We start from the raw sequence: 21,217 nt of genomic DNA, 5'->3' as shown, positions 1-21,217 counted from the left end.
GAAAACGATTGTGATGTTATTTTGTTAACAATTTCTTGTTACAAATCCCCAATTATTTCGTACCTTTACGTGCAATTTTGAAACTAAGAGCAAGAACACTCATACTAATCTCTAAACAGTTATGGCAAATACCAAACGTGAAAAGCTGTTCACCGAGTTCCCCCCGGTCCCGACCGAAGTATGGGAAGCGGCGATCGCAGCCGACCTGAAAGGTGCCGATTACGAGCGTAAACTGGTATGGCGTACGGGCGAGGGATTCAACGTCCGCCCCTACTACCGTGCCGAAAACCTCGAGGGCATCCGGTTCCTGGGCTCGCAGGCAGGCGAGTTCCCCTACGTGAGAGGTACGCGCGCCAACAACCACTGGCACGTGCATCAGACCATCGAGGTCAAGTGCCCCAAGGAGGCCAACGCCGAGGCGCTCAAGCTCCTCAACTCGGGCGTCGACTCGCTGGGCTTCTCCATCGCCAAGGAGGACTTCTCGGCCGCTGACCTCGATCAGCTGCTCGCCGAAATCCACATCCCGGCCATCGAGATCACCTTCTGCGGCATGCACACCGGTCGCATCGCCGGCCTGGTGATCGACAAACTCGAAAAGGAGGGCATCGCCGCCGAGGCCAACGTCGCCTTCTGCATCGACCCCATCGTCAAGGGTCTCTCCCAGAAGGGCGACTTCTGCTCACCCAACGGCGAAAAGTGCTTCGCCAAGATCAAGTCGCTCATCGAGCGCACCCGTGAATACAAGCATATCCGCATCGTCACCGTCTCGGCCGGCATCTTCGCCAACTCCGGTTCGACGATCGTCGAGGAGCTCGCCTTCGCCCTCTCGGCCGGCAACGACTACATGGCCCGTCTGACCGACGCCGGTCTGGATGCCGACACCGCAGCCCGCAAGCTCCGCTTCTCGTTCGCCGTCACGTCGAACTACTTCATGGAGATCGCCAAGTTCCGCGCCGCCCGCATGCTCTGGGCCAACATCGTCAAGGGATACAACCCCGCCAAGGAGTGCGCCGGCAAGATGATGATCCACGCCCGCACGGCCGACTGGAACCAGACGGTTTACGACCCCTATGTCAACATGCTCCGCGGTACGACCGAGGCCATGTCCGCCGCTATCGCCGGCGTTCACTCGCTCGAGGTTACGCCGTTCGACGCCTCGTTCGAGGATCCTACCGAATTCTCGAAGCGCATCGCCCGCAACGTCGAACTGCTGCTCAAGCACGAGGCCCACTTCGACCAGGTCGTTGACCCGGCCGGCGGTTCGTACTACGTCGAGAACCTCACCCAGTCGATCGCCAACGAGGCCTGGAAGCTCTTCCTCGAACTCGAGGAGAAGGGCGGTTATACCGAAGCCTACAAGGCCGGCTACATCAAGGAGCGCATCGAGGCCTCGGCCGCAGCCAAGGACAAGGCCATCGCTACGCGCCGCCAGATCCTGCTGGGCGCCAACCAGTACCCCAACTTCACGGAGGTCGCCGGAAAGGAGATCACCCAGGAGGCCGTTACGCGCCACATGGCCGAAGGCAACACGCTGGCTCCCTACCGCGGCGCCATGGCTTTCGAGGCCATGCGTCTGCACGTCGACCGCTCGGGCAAGCAGCCCAAGGCCTTCATGCTCACCTGCGGCAGCCTGGCCATGGCCCGCGCCCGCGCCCAGTTCTCGTGCAACTTCTTCGGCTGCGCCGGTATCCGCGTAATTGACAACACCTTCTTCAAATCGGTGGAGGAGGGCGTCAAGGCCGCTCTCGAGTCGAAAGCCGAAATCGTCGTGGTCTGCGCTTCGGACGACGACTACGCCGAGGTTGCCCCGAAAGTCAAGGAACTGCTCGGCGGCAAGGCCATCCTGGTGGTTGCCGGTGCCCCGGCCTGCATGCCCGAACTCGAGGAGAAGGGCATCAAGAACTTCATCAACGTGAAGTCCAATGTCCTCGAAACGCTGAAGTTTTACCTTAAAGAGATGGGAATCTAACGATGAGAGCTAAATTTTCAGAACTCAAATACGAAGGCGCCCAGCAGAAGAGCTGCTGCGCCTCGAAAGGCTGCGGTCAGGTGGAACCGTGGCTTACGGCCGAGCGCATTCCCGTCAAGGGAACCTATACGGCCGAAGACCTCGAAGGCATGGAGCACCTGAACTATGCCGCCGGTATCGCACCGTTCCTGCGCGGTCCCTATTCGACGATGTACGTGATGCGTCCGTGGACGATCCGTCAGTACGCCGGATTCTCGACCGCCGAGGAGTCCAACGCCTTCTACCGCCGCAACCTCGCCGCCGGTCAGAAGGGTCTGTCGGTGGCCTTCGACCTGGCTACGCACCGCGGCTATGACGCCGATCACCCGCGTGTCGTAGGCGACGTCGGCAAGGCCGGTGTCTCGATCTGCTCCGTCGAGGACATGAAGGTCCTCTTCAACGGCATTCCGCTGGACAAGATGTCCGTGTCGATGACCATGAATGGCGCCGTGCTGCCCATTCTGGCCTTCTACATCGTCACGGGTCTCGAGCAGGGTTGCACGCTGGATCAGCTCTCGGGTACGATCCAGAACGACATCCTCAAGGAGTTCATGGTGCGCAACACCTATATCTACCCCCCCGAGTTCTCGATGCGGATCATCGCCGACATCTTCGAGTATACGTCGAAGAACATGCCGAAGTTCAACTCGATCTCGATCTCGGGCTACCACATGCAGGAGGCCGGTGCTACGGCTGACATCGAGTTGGCCTACACGCTGGCCGACGGTCTGGAGTATCTGCGCGCCGGTATCAATGCCGGCATGTCGATCGACGCCTTCGCGCCTCGTCTGTCGTTCTTCTGGGCCATCGGCATGAACCACTTCATGGAGATCGCCAAGATGCGCGCCGCTCGTATGCTGTGGGCCAAGATCGTCAAGCAGTTCAACCCGAAGAACCCCAAGTCGCTGGCTCTGCGTACCCACTCGCAGACCTCGGGCTGGTCGCTTACGGAGCAGGATCCGTTCAACAACGTCGCACGTACGGCCATCGAGGCCATGGGCGCTGCTCTGGGCCACACCCAGTCGCTGCACACCAACGCCCTGGACGAGGCCATCGCCCTGCCGACCGACTTCTCGGCACGTATCGCTCGCAACACGCAGATCTACATCCAGGAGGAGACGTCGATCTGCCGCGAGGTCGATCCGTGGGCTGGTTCCTACTACGTCGAGACGCTCACCAACGAGATCGCTCACAAGGCCTGGGAGCACATCCAGGAGATCGAGAAGCTGGGCGGTATGGCCAAGGCCATCGAGACCGGTATTCCGAAGATGCGTATCGAGGAGGCTTCGGCCCGCAAGCAGGCCCGCATCGACTCCGGCGAGGAGAAGATCATCGGTCTGAACGAGTACCGTCTGGAGAAGGAGGCCCCGATCGATATCCTGGCCGTGGACAACACCGCCGTACGCGAAAGCCAGATCAAGCGTCTGAAGGAGCTGCGCGCGACGCGTGACAACGAGGCCGTGAAGAAAGCGCTGGCCGCCATCACCGAGTGCGTGAAGACCAAGCAGGGCAACCTGCTCGAGCTGGCCGTCGAGGCCGCCAAGGTCCGCGCTACGCTGGGTGAGATCTCCGATGCCTGCGAGGTTGTCGTAGGCCGCTACAAAGCCGTTATCCGTTCCATCTCAGGTGTTTACTCTTCGGAAGTGAAAAACGACAAGAACTTCGAGCACGCCAAGGAGCTGTGCGCTGAATTCGCCAAGAAAGAGGGCCGTCAGCCGCGTATCATGATCGCCAAGCTCGGCCAGGACGGTCACGACCGTGGTGCCAAGGTGGTCGCTACGGGTTATGCCGACATCGGCTTCGACGTCGACATGGGTCCGCTGTTCCAGACCCCGGAAGAGGCTGCCAAGCAGGCCGTCGAGAACGACGTTCACGTTGTGGGCGTTTCGTCGCTGGCCGCCGGTCACCTCACCCTCGTACCGCAGATCATCGCCGAGCTCAAGAAACTCGGCCGTGAGGATATCGTCGTCATCGTCGGCGGTGTGATTCCTCACCAGGATTACGATGAGCTCTACCGCGACGGTGCCGCCGCCATCTTCGGCCCCGGTACGCCGATCGCCACGGCTGCCATCAAGATCCTCGAGATCCTGCTGGGCGAGTAACTCCTCCCTGAATTGACTTTCCGATCCCCTTCGGCCCCTCGGCCGGAGGGGATTTTTCGTGAGGTGGGGAGGATTTGTGAAGAGAAACTCCCGGGTAGATTAACGCGGGAAAGGACGCCGCCGGGAAGGATGGCACGTGAAAGGTTGGTGCAGAGAAAGACGCCACTGTGGCGGTGAGGAGAACGACGGCTCGGCGAATCGGAAAGTGTTTTTGGGAAACACCGATAAAAAATCCCGCACGACTCGCGGTCGTACGGGATGGTATCGGATCAGGAACAAGAGGTGTCAGAGGCAGGCCTCGAGGATGCGGCGGGCCATCGCTCCGTCGACGTTCCCGGCCTCACCGTAGTGGACGCCCGAAGCATTGAACCGGCGCTCGACCTCGGCAATTGTCTCCTGGCCGATCCCCTCCTCCGAGAGGTGCGTCGAGAGTCCCAGCGAACGGAAAAACTCCTCGGTACGGACCAGTGTCCGGTCAATACGCTCCTCATCGCTGCCGCCCGTAATGCCCCAGATCCGCTCACCAAACTGCAACAACTTGCCGTGCTTCTGGTCGCGCAGCACACGCAGCGTTCCGTTGATGACGATGGCCAGCGTAGCACCGTGGGTCAGTCCGTGCAGGGCCGTCAGTTCGTGGCCGATCATGTGCGTTGCCCAGTCCTGCGTCACACCCATGCGGATCATGTCATTCAGAGCCAACGTCGCCGAGAGCATGTACTCGGACATCGTGTCGTAATCACGCTCGTCGGAGAGGGCCTTCGGAGCCGTCTCTACGACCGTATGGAGGATTCCCTCAGCCCAGCGGTCCATCAACAGCGACTGACCCGGCGTGGTCATATACTGCTCGAGCACATGCACGAACGTATCGGCCAGTCCGCAGGCAATCTGTCGCTTCGGAAGCGAGAAGAGTGTCTCGGGATCGAGAATCGAAAAGACCGGATAGTGGCTGTAGAAGGCGTATTTCTCCTTGGTCTCGTAGCGCGAAATGACAGCACCGCTGTTCATCTCGGAGCCTGTGGCGGCCATCGTCAGAACAGTAGCCAGCGGCACGGTCTTCGAATAACTGCCCTTGAGGACGAGATCCCAAGCATCGCCGTCGTAGAGCAGTCCCGCCGAGATAAGTTTCGTACCGTCGATGACCGATCCTCCGCCTACAGCCAGCAGGAAGTCAACCTTCTTTTCCTTTCCAAGGGCGATGGCCTTGCGCAGCGTCTCCACCGAAGGATTGGCCTCGATTCCCCAGAATTCGATGAAATCACGCCCTTCAAGGGCCTTGACAACCTGGTCATAGACGCCGTTACGTTTAACGCTTCCGCCGCCGAAGGTGATCATGATACGACGGTCGGTCGGGATGAGTTCCGGAAGACGGGCAATCTGCCCCTTGCCGAAGACCAGTTTGGTCGGATTCTGATAGATGAAATTGTTCATAACAAAGAGGGTTTGTTGTTACAAAGATAACAAATTTTCGCAAGATTACGTAAGAAAGGCGCCACGCAGCCGAACGATGCGACGCGCAGACAACCGGGCAGAGAACCGGTCGGGAAAGAGTCTGTCCAAACGGGAACGGTCCGTAAAGGCGGCCGGAAAAGAGATCTGCCGCCTGTAGGCAGGACGAGAAGGCCATAGGGGTGAGGCAACGGGAGCAGAGAACATCCGAGACAGGAGTAAAAGCATTGGTGGCAGGAACAAAGGGCGTCGGTGGCAGGAGCCAAGGTACGGATCGAGGATGCATAGTTGAAACGGGAAAGATGCCTGGAATACAGGCAATAAAAAAGCGGGAAGAGGCGTTGCCTCTTCCCGCAAACCACTCAGGGATCACCGAGCGACAGGATTTCGCACCCGCCTTTCTCCGGTTATTTGAGCTCTCGGGTACTGCACGGTTACCGCGCCCCGATTACCACAGCCCCGGTTACCATACCATTTATGCACCCTCGGTTACCGTACCATTTACCGCAGCCCCTTTACAGCACCCCGGGCTTCTGCGGTCCCCGCAGTTAGAAGTACTTGCCGCGCAGATCCTGAATATCGGCCATCTGCTGAACGGCCGGCAGAGCAAACTGCTGGGCCATTCCTTCGGCCATTGCCTGTGCGCGAACCTTCTCACCTTCGGCGGTCTGCTTCTCCGAGGTCTGGATATCATCCACCTGGAAGATATAGAGCCCAGACAGGCCCTTCACAGGTGCCGACAAGGCTCCCTTCTCCGAAGAGGCAATCGCACCAACCAGACGCGGCTCAACACCGATGCCGTCGATATAGAATGCTCCGTAAGCCACACCCGAGAAGTCGCCGACCTCCGAGCCGAGGCTCTTGGCCTGCTCGTCGAGCGTCGAGCCCGAAAGCTCGTTGAGGATATAGTCGTACTTCTTGTCGCGCAGCACCTGGGCCCGAACCTGAGCCGCAACCTTCTGCAGCGAAGCATAATCATCGTCGTCAATATCGGTCAGCATGGCAATCACGTAATCCTTGCCTACGGAGAAAATCTCCGAAACATCGCCCTTCTTGGCACCGTATGCCCAGCGGGCCACGTCACGCGAGTCGTCCAGACCGCGGATCGTCCGATCGCCCTGAGTCAGCGTAGCCACACGCGGCGTCACGGCAGCCTCCGAAGCGGCATCGGCAAAGGCCTCCGATGACCCCTTGGCATTGACCATGAACGATCCGGCCTGGTTATGGATGTCACGGCGCGTTGCTGCCGAAGCCTCCACCGGATAGGTGATCGATGCCACCTGGAGATGCTTCGTGGGTTTGCCGGTACGGTAGATCTGCATCAACTGGATGGCGTCGCCCGAGGCGATCTTGACGATATCACCCGTCTTCACGCCGGCCAGTTTCTCGACGAATTCACCCGTAAAGGACGAGAAGGGAAGCACCCCTACGTCTCCGCCATTGGCGGCCGTAGCGTCATAGACCGAGTACTGCGAAGCCAACGCGGCAAAATCACCTCCCTGACGGGCCACCGTCAGCAAGCTGTCGGCCAGCGTCTCCTGCGTATAGGGCAGCACGATGTGGCGGATACCGATCGAGTCGGGAGCCACTTTCGAATCCAGCACACGGGCCATCGTCCACTCGTTGTTCTTCAGCACCGGTCCGTACATCTCACCGGCCATCAGAGCCTTGGCCTCCTCATCGGAAAGCTGGGCGGCGGTTACGTAATTCTCGGCAACATGTCCGTTGCGATTGCCCCGCACGAAGGCCTTCACATCCTCGGCGACGGCAAAATTCTTGCCCACCTCCGCAGCGTTCTTCTCCAGAGCCAGCAGGTCGTCATCCGTAGGCGAAACCTCGAACACGACATACGACAGCGTCCGCGACGGCGTCTGTTTGAACTGATCCTTGTGGCTGTTGTAGTAGGCCTTCAGGTCGCTCGACGAAACCGACACCAGCGAATCGGGCACCGAAGCGAACTTCTTGCCGATCCACTTGCCCGAGAAGGTCTCGTTGGCGCCCTTGACACCCTGAGCCACCTCCAGCGAATTGACGTAAACACCACCCTTGATCAGCCCGAAGAACTTTTGCATCTCACGCTCCATGCAGGCCTGTTCGTTGAGCTGCGACCACATCTGTGCAGCCTGCGGATTGGTCTCGGCCTGGGCCAGGAACTGATTGATGGCATCTACGCTGTACTGTCCCGTACGCGGATCGGTAAAGGCGTTGTAGAAGGTCTGCGAAGGCTGCTGACCGCTGGCCATGGCCATACGCTCGGACTCGGTCACACGCAGTCCCAGACGCTCGAAACCCGGCGTGTAGACATACTTGGCGATCAGCGACTGCCAGACGGCGTTGGCCAGCATGGCCGACTGCTGTTCGTCGCTCTCCTGCACGTTGTTCTGAGCCTTGATCTGCTCGTACTGGTCGTAATACTCCGAATAGTTGATCTTCTCGCCGTCGATCACGCCGACACGGGGATCATTGCCCGAGAAGCCCATTTCGGTCTTCAGGGAGAGGATAAAGGCCAAGAGGGCGAATGCGATGATGATCGAAAGCACGACGCCGAACTTGGTACGTAAGGTGTTTAAACTTGCCATATAAATGTTAATTATTCGTATTGTTTCGTTAGATCAGCCAAAGGTAGTAAAATATTCGCAAATAGAGGCCTGTATGCGTTACAATTTTTTCACCCGCGCCAGTTCGAGACGGGAACGCGTCGTGCGGAGAATCCGAACCTGGAGACCGTCGACGACGATCGTCTCGCCGGCGGCCGGAATCCCCTCGTAATTGTAGATGATGAAACCCGCCAGCGTATCGTATTCGCGGCTCTCCTCGATGCCCAGACCGTAGCGTTCGTTGAGATACTTCACCTCCAGACGGCACGAGAGGACATATTCGTCCGGTCCGACCTGTTTCTCGACCAGATCCGGCACATCGTGTTCGTCCTCGATCTCGCCGAAGATCTGCTCCAGCACGTCCTCCAGCGAGATGATGCCCGCCGTACCGCCGAACTCGTCAATCACCACGGCAATGTTCGTCCGGTGCTTGATGAAATTCTCCAGCACGAGTTGCAGCGGCATGGTCTCCGGCACGAAATTGACCTCCATCATCACATCCGAGATCTGTTCCGGACGCGTGAAAAGACTCTTCGAATTGACATATCCGATGATGTTGTCGATCGACTTCCGCCAGACGAAGATACGCGAATACTTCGTCTCGATGAAACGGTCGGCCAGCTGGTCGATCGTCGTCTCGTCGATATCCACAGCCTCGACATCCACGCGCGGCACCATGCAGTCCCGTACCCGCAGGTCGGCAAAATCCAGCGCATTCTGGAAGAGTTTCAGTTCGGCATCGGGTTCGGTGTGGGTCTCCTGCCCCCCGGCCTCGAGCAGCGAGGCCAGATCCTCGCGGTCAAACCCCGGAGCTATGTTCTTCTCCTCGACCCGTCGCCCCATAAGCCACAGAATTCCGTGCGACAAAAGCGTCGTGAAACGGGCTATGGGATAGAGCACGATGTAGAAGAAGTAGATCACCGGAGCCAGTGCCCGATAGTAGAAATTCGGGTCGTTGCGGAAGACCGACTTGGGCAGGAACTCCGCAAAGAAGATGATGATCAGCGTCGAAACGGCCGTATCAATGGCCACCGACCCCTCGCGGGCCAGCTCCTCCCACCCGAAGGCCGCATAGAGCTCCCGCAGGAGCATTGACATGGCCAGTGAATAGACCACCAGCGCAATGTTGTTGCCGACCAGAATCGTCGTGATGTACTGCCCCGGATGGCGGGCAAAGACCTCTGCTATGCGGTCAAACATCCGGTTCTGCTTGCGGTCGATCTCCAGCTTGAGCCGGTTCTTGCTCGTAAAGGCGATCTCCATCCCCGAGAAGAAGGCCGACAGCAGCAACATGACCACGATCAGTATGAGCGATTGCACCATAGCTTTCCACTTTTCTGTGTAGTCATTCGGCCTTGATGTTTCGCACGGGGCGCGGAGCCTCCACTGCGGAGCCGGCCGGAGCCGGTTTGGCCGACGGGACGGGGTTCGACTCCGGAACGGGCTTTACCGGAGTCGGAGCCGGACGCCCGGCCGCAGGCCGTACCGCCGAAGAGTCCGCCGATGTCGAATCGGCACGCTGCTTCATCTCCACCTCCATGCGTCCCTTCATCCTGCGGAAACGCCAGTCCTTGAACTCCTCGTCCGATTCGAATCCCTCGCCGATGAAGACGTCGCGACCGTTGTTCTGCACGATTTTCGAATCGACGTTCGAATAGATCTTCCCCGTACGCGCATTCCAGAAGAGCTGCTGCGTATAGAGCGTCTTGCCGTCGGACTTCTCCACCACGACATTGCCCTTGGCCTCCCACAGTTCGCGATTCTGGTAGTAGATGGCATAGTTGGCCGTCAGCACCGCATCGACCGACGAGAGCGAATCATCCTGGTAGGTCGTGATCTTGATTCCCTTGCGGAACTCCCGGTAGGGCTCCCGCGCCAGCGTATAACCCTCCAGCAGCGGCGTGACGAAATGGTACGAACGCCGTCCGTTCTGCGAATTGATGATCGACAGATCCTCGCTGTATTCGGTCATCATCGCCTCTTCGGCCGCCGACTTCGTATCCTGCGCCTCGCCCGAACACGAGAATAGCAAGATAGCACTCCCCACCACGGAGAGTGCTACCTGTGCGTATCGAGTGATGCGTTTCCTCATGGAAATGCGTTTCGTGCTCCCGGAGCGGAATTAGCGGGTGCGGACCGTCGTCGTGACGCCGGCTGCCGTACCGCAGGTCACCGTATAGCGGGCACCCTCCTGCAGCTCGTTGAAGAAGCACTCCTCCGAGTTGGGGAAGCGGCTGCGGAATGCCGAAAGCGAGGTCTTGGCATGCTCGAGGTACTCCGAGTCGCTCGGCAGCAGCTCGACGGCCTTGGCCATCGTGTCGTAGGCGGCCCAGAAGGTAGCCTGACCGGCGAATCCGCCGCAGGCGGCTGCCGACGAAGCATAGCACTGTGCCAGCACGAAATAGGGCACGCCGTCCTCCGGATTCAGATCACGGGCCTGACGGGCGGCCGATGCGGCCTCCGAAATGTCGTTGGCAACCAGACCCACCAGGGCGATGCGCACGAGGAGCTTCTGACGCTCGGCCGGATCCTGCTCGACGGCCAGCGCCTCGTTCAGGTAGGTCATGGCCTTGGCATAGTCACCCTTGTTCTGGAAGGCCTGGGCCAGGAACATGGCCGTCTCCGACGAGGGCTTCATCTGATAGTACTTCTCGGCGATCGTGAAGTAGAAGTCGCCGTCGCACTTGGCGCGCGACATCATTCCCACGGCCTGGGCCAGCAGCGCCTCATCGTCGGGTGCAGCCTCGATCTTCGCCCGGTAGAGCTTCTCGAGGTTCTCGCAGCTGGCCGCACCGCTCAGTCCGAACGCGGCATCGAACTGCGCCTTGTACTCGGCAGCCTCGGGATGCTTTGCGAAGAAGGGCTCCAGACGCTCGTACTCCGAAAGCACCTCGTCCGGCATCACCTCGTCCGTATTCTTGTAGTCGTCGCAGAGGTTCGAGAAATAGGCCACGACAGTCTCCGGATCGGTGTTGTCGCCACCGGCGGCAATGGCCTCGCGGAAGGCCTCACGGATACCGGCACGGTCGCTCGGCTTGTAGGTCAGATACTCACGGGCCTTACGGTCGAGAATATAGGCCGTGCCGCGCTTCGGATGGTCGCCGAAATACTTGTTGCGCAGATCGTAGATCAGCATCAGCGAGTCGACATACATGTTCTTCTCGTCAAGCGATTTGGCGCGGTTGATCTTGTTCTTGTAAAGCGTAATTCCACGCACGAAGGTATTCTCCGAGGCCTTCGGGCACTTGTCAAGCAGCTCTTTCAGATAGTGGGCGGCGGCATTGTAGTCCTTGTTGTCGCACGACTCCTTGAGGAAGTTGCTGTTCAGAATGTTCTGCTGACGCTCCTCGGGCGTATCACCCCAGATCGCGTACTTCGGATCACTGAAATCTTGAGCCAGCGCCGCGAACGCGAAGAGCGAGCATGCAGCGGTGAGCAGGAATTTTACGTTTTTCATTGGTCAGCTTAATTTTTGTTGTATTGTCGTTTGCCTTTATCGTTTTTGGAGTTTTTATCCGGGGATTAATCGTACTTGGGCCGCATGAACCAGTACTCGCCGTTCTCCTGGCCGGCGAAGAGCGTGAAGCCCACCGCAATCTTGAAATACTGCTGACGGACCAGTCCCAGCCGTTCGGCGACGTTGTAGGCGCGGCGTCCGTACTCAACCCCCACATCGACCGACGATACGGCCCACAACTTCACCGGAATACCGAAGCCCGCCGTCACGGCCCACTGTCCGAGGCGTTCGCCGTTGAAGGACTGGTTGTAGGTCCCGTAGCGGAAGCCCGCACGGTAGGACCACCGCCGCAGGAAATTTCGAATATCATACCGGTTGGGCGTAAACTCCACGCCCAGTTTGATCGTACTCGTATTGACATACTCGACCAGATACGACGTACGGTTTTCGCCCGTACCGCTCATACCCGTCATTTCAGAAGCCGTGTTGCGTCCGCCCCAGTTCTGGTAGACGTAATCCACGCCCATGGCCCATTTGGCCGTCTGGTAATAGAGGCCCACGGCCAACTGATGCGGCAGCACCAGCTTCAGATGCGTCGTATCGCCCTTGACCGTCGTGTTGTAGAGGTCGCCGACGTAGATCTTCTTGGTCACCTCCGGGTTCAGGTCGCCGCCGAAGTCGAACGCCGCGCCCACGGTCAGGATCCGCTTCTGATTCAGAATCGGGCTCCACTGTACGCCCACCTGTCCCTTGATGCTCGAGACGCTGTAGACGTCGCTGCCCACCGACGAAACGTAGGTCCCGTCACCGGTGATGGCCGTCGGGGTCATCACGAACGAACGGTTGATCGAGCCCCAGTAGTACTGGGCGGCCACGCCGATCGAGAAGTTCTTGAAGACCTCCCAGCCCAGACCGACCTTCACCTCCGTGATGTCGCCGTCGCCCTGGTAGTTGTACTGGATGTTGCCCACGTTGCCGTAGACGGGATCCGTCGGGTCGTACTCGTGGTAGTATTTCGTGCGGTAGCCCACCGAACTGTAGGGCGTCAGGCTGAAGCCCAGGCCCAGCCGCTTGGCCACCGGCAGCTGAAAGGCGATATCGTGGAAATTGAACGTATTGTAAACCGTGCTCTTCGCCTCGCCGGCGACCTTCTGCGAATTGTAGTAGTTCTGGCCCTCGAGACCGAAGTTGAAGAGGAAGGTCTTCTGCGGGGCGGCGCTGAATCCCGCGGGATTGAGCAGATTCACCACGCCCGTCGAACGCATGGCCACGCCCACGCCGCCCATCGACCGCATCGGGAGCGTTCCGGGGGTATTCACCTCACCGATTCCGTACATCGTATAGGGCGAGAAGGCATTGATACTGCTTGTCTGGGCCGCGACGGCAACAGGGAACAGCGCCGCTGCTGCGACAAGTAGCTTACTCAAGGTGTTCTTCACTGGCATTGTACTCTAAAATTCGATCCAATCCGCAAAAGACCAGATTACAATTTGCAAATATCGTGTTTTTAATTCTTTTCGCAAAGTATTTCGCGTCTCCTCCGGTAAAAATTACGCACAAATCGTCGATTTTTTCCCGCATCCGGCTCATATAGCCCTCGATTTCGAAGGTCAGCGAGTTCATCACCCCCAGCCGGATGGCCTCCTCGGTGGAGAGGCCCTGCAGCTCCTCGCTCCCGGTCGCCGAACAGAGAGGCAGCTTGGCCGTATAGTCGTGCAGCGCCCGGAAACGGGTCCGCATGCCCGGCGAAATACACCCGCCGCGGAAGGTGGCGTCAGCCGTCACCAGGTCGATCGTTACGGCTGTCCCGAAGTCGACGATCAGCACGTTGCGACCCGGATAGAGCACCGTGGCACCCACGGCGGCCGCCAGCCGGTCGCGGCCCAGTGTCTCGGGCGTACGGTAGGCGTTGGCGATCGGAACCGGCGTCTGAGGCGTGAATTCCAGCACGTAATCCGCGTGTTCGTGCACCTGTGAGAGGATCTCATCGGCATCGCCCCGTGTCGACTCCACGATGGCGCGTTCGGCCCGGTGTCCCGGCAGGATCTCCTCGAAAACCGACGGCTGGAGGTATCGCGTACTGGTCTGGGCAATGAGCCGTCCCCCGTCGAACGCGGCGAGCTTGACCAGCGAATTGCCTATGTCCACAAGCAGATTCAAAGCTCTTGCAAGGTTTTGTATGCGTCCTCCACGTCTTTGATATTCCTAACGGTCATCGCCAGCCGATTATTGTGCTGCTTGAGCACAAAACGGTCGGGATGTTGCGTCACCCGCTGCAGCAGCGTCATGAAGGTTTCGCTTTTATAATAAGGTGAATTCTCTTCGCCCACGAACTGCACGATCATCAGGCCGTTCTTGACCTTGACACGCTCCATGCCCAGGCGGATGGCCTCCCAGCGCAGCCGCACGACATTCAGCAGCTCACGCGCGGCACGCGGCAGCGGTCCGAAACGGTCCACCAGCCGGCTCTCGAAGGCCTCGAGCGCCGCTTCGTCCTTCGTCGAGTCCAGCTCGCGATAGAGCTTCAGACGCTCGGCCTGCTGCGAAACGTAGTCGTCCGGCAGCGACGCCTCGACCTCGATGTCGATGTGGGCGTCGTCGATGAAGTTCATGCGGCCGACGACCTGCTGCTCCTCCTGGCCCAGATCGGGCATCTGGAGTCCCTCGGCGCGCAGTTCGGCAATCGCCTCGTTCATGATCTTCTGGTAGGTTTCGAAGCCGATATCGGCGATGAAGCCGCTCTGTTCGGCCCCCAGCAGGTTGCCCGCACCGCGGATGTCAAGGTCCTGCATGGCGATGTTGAAGCCCGAACCCAGGTCCGAGAACTCCTCGATGGCCCGCAGACGGCGCCGTGCATCAGGCGTCAGCAGCTCGTCCGGCGGGGTGAGCAGGTAGCAGTAGGCCTTCTGGTTCGAACGTCCCACGCGGCCGCGCAGCTGGTGCAGGTCGCTCAGTCCGAAGTGCTGGGCGTTGTTGACGATGATCGTATTGGCGTTCGGGATGTCGATGCCGTTCTCGACGATGGTCGTCGACAGCAGCACGTCGAACTCCCCGTAGATGAAGTCCATGATGAGCTTCTCGAGCTGTTCGGCCGGCATCTTGCCGTGTCCCACCCCGACGCGGGCCTTCGGGCAGAGGCGCGTGATCATCCCCTGCAGCGTCGGCAGATCCTCCACGCGGTTGTGGACGAAGTAGACCTGGCCGCCGCGCGCAAGCTCCGTCTCGATGGCGTCGCGGATGATCTCCTCCGAGAAGACGTGCGATTCGGTGATGATCGGCTGTCGGTTGGGCGGCGGCGTCGAGATGACCGACAGGTCGCGCGAACCCATGAGCGAGAACTGCAGCGTGCGCGGGATGGGCGTCGCCGTCAGCGTCAGCGTGTCGACCGAGACGCTCATCTCCGTGAGTTTCTCCTTGGCCGCCACGCCGAACTTCTGCTCCTCGTCGATGATCAGCAGCCCCAGATCGTGGAAAACGACCTGTTTGCCCAGCATCTTGTGCGTGCCGATCAGGATGTCGATCTTCCCCGAGGCCAGATCGGCGCAGATCTGCCGGACCTCCTTGGCGGATTTCGTACGGTTGAGATACTCGACCCGCACCGGGAAGTCGCGCAGCCGCTCGCTGAACGAGCGGTAGTGCTGCAGCGCCAGGATCGTCGTCGGCACCAGCACGGCCACCTGCTTGCCGTCGCACGCCGCCTTGAAGGCCGCACGGATGGCCACCTCGGTCTTGCCGAAGCCCACGTCGCCGCATACCAGCCGGTCCATCGGCTGGTCGGACTCCATGTCACGCTTGACGGCCTCGGTGGCCGCCTGCTGGTCGGGCGTATCCTCCCAGCGGAACGAAGCCTCCAGCTCATGCTGCAGGTAGCTGTCCGGCGAGAAGGCAAAGCCCTTCGAGGCCTTGCGCTTGGCGTAGAGGGCGATCAACTGGCGCGAAATGTCCTTGACAGCCTTCTTCGTGGCATTCTTCAGCTTCTGCCAGGCGCCGGTGCCCAGCTTGTAGATCTTCGGCGGCTCGCCGTCGCCCGACTTGTAGCGCGAGATGCGGTGCAGCGAGTGGACGTTGACGAACAGCACGTCGCCATCCTTGTAGACCAGCTTGATCGCCTCGTGGGTCTTGCCCCCCTCGTTGATCTTCACCAGTCCGTCGAAACGACCCACGCCGTGGTCGATGTGGACCACGTAGTCGCCCGGACGCAGCTGGTTCAGCTCCGCCACGGTCATCTGTTCGTCGCGGCGGATCTCGCCGTTGATCCGGTAGCGCTGATAGCGGTCGAAGATCTGGTGGTCGGTATAGAGGCAGAGTTTCAGATCGTTGTCCACGAAACCCTCGTGCAGCGTCACGGCCAGCGACCGCACGACGGCCTGTCCGCGGCCGATCTGGTGGAAGATGTTCTCGAGGCGTTCGACCTGCGCCCGGTTTTCCGAAAGGATCCACGTCTCGTAACCCCGCAGCGCGTTGCGGATCATGTCGTCGGCCAGCAACTCGAAGTTCTTGTTGAACTTCGGCTGCGGCGAGGTCGAGAACTTCACGCCCGACGTCACGGGCCGTTCGGGCAGATTGTCGCGCAGGACGAACAGCCGGTTCTGCTGCAGATCCTCCAGCAGGCCGTTGCGGCTCGTCAGCAGCTGGTCGATCAGCCCGGGCTCTTCCAGATCGCCCAGCGTCTTGCGCCGCACGTCGTTCACCCGGCGCAGCACGAAATCCGCGTCGTAGAACCACCACGCCGCATCGGCCCCCGCAAAACGCGCCAGCGAAACCCGTGCCGCAGCCGTCTCGCCTCTGTTCAGGTCAGGGATGATCTCCACGCGGTCGAGCTTGTCGGCCGACAGCTGGCTCGAGATGTTGAACCGCCGGATCGAGTCGACCTCGTCGCCGAAGAAATCCAGACGGTAGGGTTTGCTCTCCGAGTAGGAGAAGACGTCGACGATGCCGCCGCGCAGCGAATACTGGCCCGGTTCGTAGACAAAGTCGACGCGGGTGAAGCCCCCGTCGACGAGCTCCTGTTCGAGCACCTCGATCGAAATCCGGGCTCCGACCCGCACCGCAATCGTCTTGCGCTGCAGCACCTCGGCATCGGCCACCCGTTCGGCCAGCGCCTCGGGATAGGTGCAGACCACCAGATACTCCCCCTTTGCGCCGCCGAAGGCCCGCAGGGCATTCATCGTGGCCGTGCGCTGCACCACCCCCTGGGCATCCTCGGCGCCGTTGGCCGCCGAGTGTTTGTACGACGACGGAAAGAAGCAGACCCGCTCTTCGTCGAGCAGGTTGTAGAAGTCATTGAGCAGATAGGCGGCCGCATCGCGGTCCTCGGCCACGAAGAGATGCACGCCGCCGCAGCGGGCTATGGCCGCTGCCGCATAAAACGACAGAGCCCCGCCGACCAACTCCTGGAGATGGACGGTGGTGCTCCGTTTCCGGTATTCGCGGCACAGGGCGTCGAGTTTTTTTGATCCGGCGGCGAACTGTGCCAACTGCTCGCGAGGGGTTGCCATGCCTTATTTCTCGATCAGATCGTTGTCCTTGCGGTCATGGTAATGGACATCGACGATGCCGGTGCTCTGATCCTCGACGATCTTCAGCCGCACCTTGTATTTCCACTCCCAGCGGCGGCGCAGCGACCAGAAGCCCTTGCGCAGGTACGAAGCCACGTAGGGGCTGACAACCAGCTTGATGAACTTGTGGCCGCGATCCTCCGTGAGGAACGAGATCTGGTTCTCAATTTTCTTGTCCAGCAGCACCGTCGGCTCGATCCGCCCCGTACCGTTGCACGTCGGGCAGACATCCGAGACATTCTCCACGGCCACCGGACGCACCCGCTGGCGCGTGATCTGCATCAGTCCGAACTTCGTCAGCGGCAACACCGTATGCTTGGCCTTGTCCGTCGCCATGAGCTTGACCATCTCGTCGAACAACGCCTGCTTGTTCTGCGCCTTGTGCAGGTCGATGAAGTCGATGATGACGATACCGCCCAGGTCGCGCAGACGCAGCTGGCGCGCAATCTCCTTGGCGGCGGCCAGGTTCACGTCCATGGCCGTCTGTTCCTGGTTGTCCTCGGCCTTGGTGCGGTTGCCCGAGTTGACGTCGATGACGTTCATCGCCTCCGTGTGCTCGATGATGAGGTAGGCGCCGCGCTTCAGCGACACGTACTTGGCAAACAGCGACTTGATCTGTTTCGAGATGTCGAAGTTGTCGAAGATCGGAACCGTCCCCTTGTAGAGTTTGACGATCTTCTCCTTCTCGGGATCAATCTCATGGATGTAGTTGCGGATCTCCTTGTACATCGCCTCGTCGTTGACGGCGATCTGCGAGAAGGAGCCGTTCAGCGAGTCGCGGATGATCGTGTTGGCGCGGTTCATCTCGTTCATCAGCTGGGCCGGAGCCTGTGCCGCGCAGCGCTTGATCGCCCCGCAGGTCTTGCGCCAGCGGTCGATCTGGGTCTGGATGTCGTGGGCAACATCCTCGTCCTTGGCCTCCATGGCCGCCGTGCGGATGATGACGCCGAAGTTTTTCGGCAGCACCTCCGTGGCGATGCGCTTCAGACGGCGTTTCTCCTCGGCCGAGCGGATCTTCTGCGAGAGGTAGACCTTCGACGAGAAGGGGACCAGCACCACGTTGCGGCCCGCCAGCGAGATGTCCGACGTCAGACGCGGCCCCTTGGTCGAAATGGCCTCCTTGGCCACCTGGACCATGATCTGCTGTCCGACCTGGAGGTAGTCGCCGATCTTGCCCGTCTTCTCGATGGGCGGTTCGAGCTTCATGGTCTCGACGCGCATGCCCCGCTTTCCGGGCTGTTGCGAGTTGACCAGCTTCTGCAGCGACGGGAACTGCGTTCCCAGATCAAGGTAGTGGATGAAAGCATCCTTTTCGTGCCCTATGTTGACGAATGCCGCGTTCAGACCCGGCATGATCTTGCGCACCTTCCCGAGGTAAATGTCTCCCACGGCAAAGCCCGTCTGACACTGCTCCTTGTTGAGCTCGACGAGCACCTTGTCCTCGCACAGGGCGATGGTGATCTCGGTAGGGTTGACGTTTACGATTAACTCTCTGTTCATTTATATCTGATTCCGCGTCCGGGTGTCCGGGGCGGTTTGGGCTGAAATTAGTACAAGAGCCGCATTTTGGGATGAAGTGGCGGCGAACTCCAATGGAAAAGTCCGCTTTTTCCCGCAGGAACCGGGGGACGGAGCGGTGACGCCGCAGCGTCGGATGACCGCAAACCGGAGGGGCCAAAGCCCCGAAAAGATGGATTTCCGAAAAATAGGTAAAGCTAAAGGAACCCGGGGGCCCCTTTAGCTTTATCTATTCGTTAGCACGAAGGTGCTACCCTACTTTTTCTTGTGACGGTTCTTGCGCAGACGTTTTTTGCGCTTGTGGGTAGCCATCTTGTGACGCTTATGCTTCTTTCCGTTTGGCATAGTGGTTAAATTTTAAGAGGTTCTTTGTTTATCGTTTATTTTACCTTCGCTGCAAAGCTCTTTGCGGGCTTGAAAGCGGGGATGTTGTGCTCGGGGATGGTGATCGTCGTATTCTTCGAGATGTTGCGGGCCACTTTCTTGGCACGTTTCTTCACGATGAAGCTTCCGAAGCCGCGAAGATACACATTATTCTTCTGGGTGAGCGACGTCTTGATACTCTCCATGAAAGCCTCGACGATAGCCTGCACCTGCACTTTCTCCACGCCGGTGCTCTTAGCGATTTCGCTTACGATATCAGCCTTTGTCATATCTGTTAATAAATTAAAATATTAAGTTCATCCGATTGATTCGGAGTGCAAATATACGCTTTATTTGAAATTCCGCCAACAAACGGCCATTTTTTTTCAATTTTTTCTCGACCCCGTAGCGCTCACGAAGCCAGCACGATAACCCGACAAAAGCAAATCCCGGGCCAAAATCCGAACACGCCGCCGCCGGCCCGGGTTCGGTCGGCCGCCCGGACTTCCACACGCCTGCCATCACCCCGAAATCCCAGCCGCGACAATAAAGCGCAGGATTTTTGCGTTTGATGGTAAAATCACTAATTTTGTAATCCCTAAACCGACACTGGCATGGTCAAAATACTCTGGGTCGACGACGAAATCGAACTGCTCAAACCGCATGTCTTCTTCCTCAAGCAGAAGGGCTATGAGGTCGACACCTGCAACAACGGCTACGACGCCATCGACATGGCGACCGAAAATGCCTACGATCTGATCATCCTTGACGAGATGATGCCCGGCATGACGGGCCTCGAAACCCTCCCCAAAATCAAGGAGGTACGCCCGACAACTCCCGTCATCATGGTCACCAAGAGCGAGGAGGAGAACATCATGGACAAGGCCATCGGTTCGAAAATCGCCGACTACCTGATCAAGCCCGTCAACCCGAACCAGGTGCTGCTGTCGATCAAGAAGAACGTCCACCAGCAGCAGCTCGTCACCGAACAGACCACGGCCGACTACCGCTCCGAATTCGGACGCATCTCGGCCTCGCTGCAGATGGCCGAGAACTTCTCGGACTGGTGCTCGCTCTACCGCAAGCTCACCGCCTGGGAGATCGAACTGGGCGAATCCACCGACGAAAGCATCAAGGAGGTGCTCACCTATCAGAAATCCGAAGCCAATCAGGAGTTCTGCAAGTTCGTGCGCCGCAACTACTACAACTGGATCAACCGCCGCTCGGACGATACACCCGTGATGTCGCATACGCTCATGCGCACGAAGATCTTCCCCGTGGTGGACGAAAACCCGAAGACCACGTTGCTGCTGATCGACAACTTCCGCTACGACCAGTGGCGGGCCATCTCGTCGCTGCTGCGGGGCTACTACGACGTGCAGCAGGACGACTTCTACTGCGCCATCCTCCCCACGGCCACACAATATGCCCGCAACGCCATCTTCGCCGGACTGATGCCGCTGGCCATCGACAAGCTGATGCCCCACAAGTGGCTCAACGACAACGAGGAGGGCGGCAAAAACCAGTACGAGGAGGAGTTCCTGCGGCGGCTCATGAGCCAGAACGGCAAGACATGGAAATTCTCCTTCGACAAGCTCGTCCGCCCGGAGCAGGGCCGCAAACTGGTCGACAATATCCAGAAGGTCTACGACGCCGACTTCTCGGTGATCGTCTACAACTTCCTCGACATCCTTTCGCACGCCCGCACCGAGACGGACATCATCCGCGAACTGACCGAGGACGAAGCGGCGTTCCGTTCACTGACCCGCTCGTGGTTCGAACACTCGGATCTCTACACCATCCTGCGGCTGCTGGCCGAACGCGGCCATACGGTGGTCATCACCTCCGACCACGGCACCATCCGCGTGGACAACCCGGTGAAGGTGACCGGAGACCGCGAAACCTCGTCGAACCTGCGCTACAAAACGGGCCGCAACCTGGCCTACAATGCCAAGGAGGTCTACGAGGTACTGCGTCCCGAGGACATCCAGCTGCCGTCGAGCAACCTCACCTCGAGCTACATCTTCGCCTACAATTCGGACTTCCTGGTCTACAACAACGACGCCAACCGCCACATCCGCTATTACCGCAATACGTTCCAGCACGGCGGCATCTCGATGGAGGAGATGATCGTGCCGTACATCGTTCTGAAACCGAAACAATAACAC

At 59.4% G+C, this 21,217-nt stretch carries 13 protein-coding genes; 3 read left to right on the top strand and 10 right to left on the bottom strand.

Features of this window, described 5'->3' with window-relative positions; translation table 11 throughout:
• Positions 1–121 precede the first annotated feature (121 nt).
• Positions 122–1,969, top strand: coding sequence for a methylmalonyl-CoA mutase family protein (locus PUQ42_RS04605; protein ID WP_122119559.1), 1,848 nt, complete (start codon positions 122–124; stop codon positions 1,967–1,969).
• 2 nt (positions 1,970–1,971) lie between these two features.
• A complete protein-coding gene (scpA, locus tag PUQ42_RS04600; protein WP_087309483.1) occupies positions 1,972–4,110 on the top strand; it encodes a methylmalonyl-CoA mutase in 2,139 nt (712 codons plus the stop codon).
• Positions 4,111–4,395: 285 nt separating this feature from the next.
• Here the strand turns inward: scpA and PUQ42_RS04595 are convergent, their stop codons facing one another.
• The 10 genes from PUQ42_RS04595 to PUQ42_RS04550 all read right to left on the bottom strand — a co-directional run bounded on the left by PUQ42_RS04595 (position 4,396) and on the right by PUQ42_RS04550 (position 19,339).
• Positions 4,396–5,538 carry an iron-containing alcohol dehydrogenase gene (locus PUQ42_RS04595; RefSeq protein WP_122119560.1) on the bottom strand — a complete coding sequence of 381 codons (1,143 nt, stop codon included), beginning with the start codon at positions 5,536–5,538 and terminating at the stop codon, positions 4,396–4,398.
• Between the two features lie 566 nt (positions 5,539–6,104).
• The gene (locus tag PUQ42_RS04590; protein ID WP_273371402.1) at positions 6,105–8,135 is read right to left on the bottom strand and encodes a peptidylprolyl isomerase; all 2,031 of its coding nucleotides are present in this window, start codon (positions 8,133–8,135) and stop codon (positions 6,105–6,107) included.
• A 78-nt stretch (positions 8,136–8,213) separates the two neighbouring features.
• Positions 8,214–9,476 carry a hemolysin family protein gene (locus tag PUQ42_RS04585; protein ID WP_087309480.1) on the bottom strand — a complete coding sequence of 421 codons (1,263 nt, stop codon included), beginning with the start codon at positions 9,474–9,476 and terminating at the stop codon, positions 8,214–8,216.
• 22 nt (positions 9,477–9,498) lie between these two features.
• Entirely contained in the window at positions 9,499–10,245 is a 747-nt protein-coding gene (gene lptC, locus PUQ42_RS04580; RefSeq protein WP_087403693.1) for an LPS export ABC transporter periplasmic protein LptC, read from the bottom strand.
• A 30-nt stretch (positions 10,246–10,275) separates the two neighbouring features.
• A complete protein-coding gene (locus PUQ42_RS04575; RefSeq protein ID WP_273371398.1) occupies positions 10,276–11,610 on the bottom strand; it encodes a tetratricopeptide repeat protein in 1,335 nt (444 codons plus the stop codon).
• Positions 11,611–11,675: 65 nt separating this feature from the next.
• Complete coding sequence (gene bamG / locus PUQ42_RS04570; protein ID WP_197714836.1) at positions 11,676–13,055, bottom strand: BamG family beta-barrel-assembly machinery protein; 1,380 nt, start codon at positions 13,053–13,055, stop codon at positions 11,676–11,678.
• A complete protein-coding gene (locus PUQ42_RS04565) occupies positions 13,030–13,770 on the bottom strand; it encodes a type III pantothenate kinase (protein WP_087309476.1) in 741 nt (246 codons plus the stop codon). Before PUQ42_RS04565 ends, bamG begins: the two co-directional genes overlap by 26 nt.
• Positions 13,767–17,108, bottom strand: coding sequence for a transcription-repair coupling factor (mfd, locus tag PUQ42_RS04560; protein WP_273371395.1), 3,342 nt, complete (start codon positions 17,106–17,108; stop codon positions 13,767–13,769). Before mfd ends, PUQ42_RS04565 begins: the two co-directional genes overlap by 4 nt.
• A 3-nt stretch (positions 17,109–17,111) precedes the next feature.
• Positions 17,112–18,668: an Rne/Rng family ribonuclease gene (locus tag PUQ42_RS04555; RefSeq protein ID WP_087309474.1), complete on the bottom strand. Its 1,557-nt coding sequence runs from the start codon at positions 18,666–18,668 to the stop codon at positions 17,112–17,114.
• Positions 18,669–19,066: 398 nt separating this feature from the next.
• Positions 19,067–19,339 carry an HU family DNA-binding protein gene (locus PUQ42_RS04550; RefSeq protein WP_015547910.1) on the bottom strand — a complete coding sequence of 91 codons (273 nt, stop codon included), beginning with the start codon at positions 19,337–19,339 and terminating at the stop codon, positions 19,067–19,069.
• A gap of 324 nt (positions 19,340–19,663) precedes the next feature.
• On the opposite strand from PUQ42_RS04550, the gene porX reads away from it, so the two are divergent.
• Positions 19,664–21,214, top strand: a complete 1,551-nt coding sequence (gene porX, locus PUQ42_RS04545) for a T9SS response regulator signal transducer PorX (protein WP_273371387.1) — start codon at positions 19,664–19,666, stop codon at positions 21,212–21,214.
• Positions 21,215–21,217: the final 3 nt, after the last annotated feature.

Origin of the sequence: Alistipes megaguti (assembly GCF_944320325.1) — a bacterium.
GTDB classification, from domain to species: domain Bacteria; phylum Bacteroidota; class Bacteroidia; order Bacteroidales; family Rikenellaceae; genus Alistipes; species Alistipes megaguti.
This window is presented reverse-complemented; position numbering and strand designations above follow the sequence as displayed.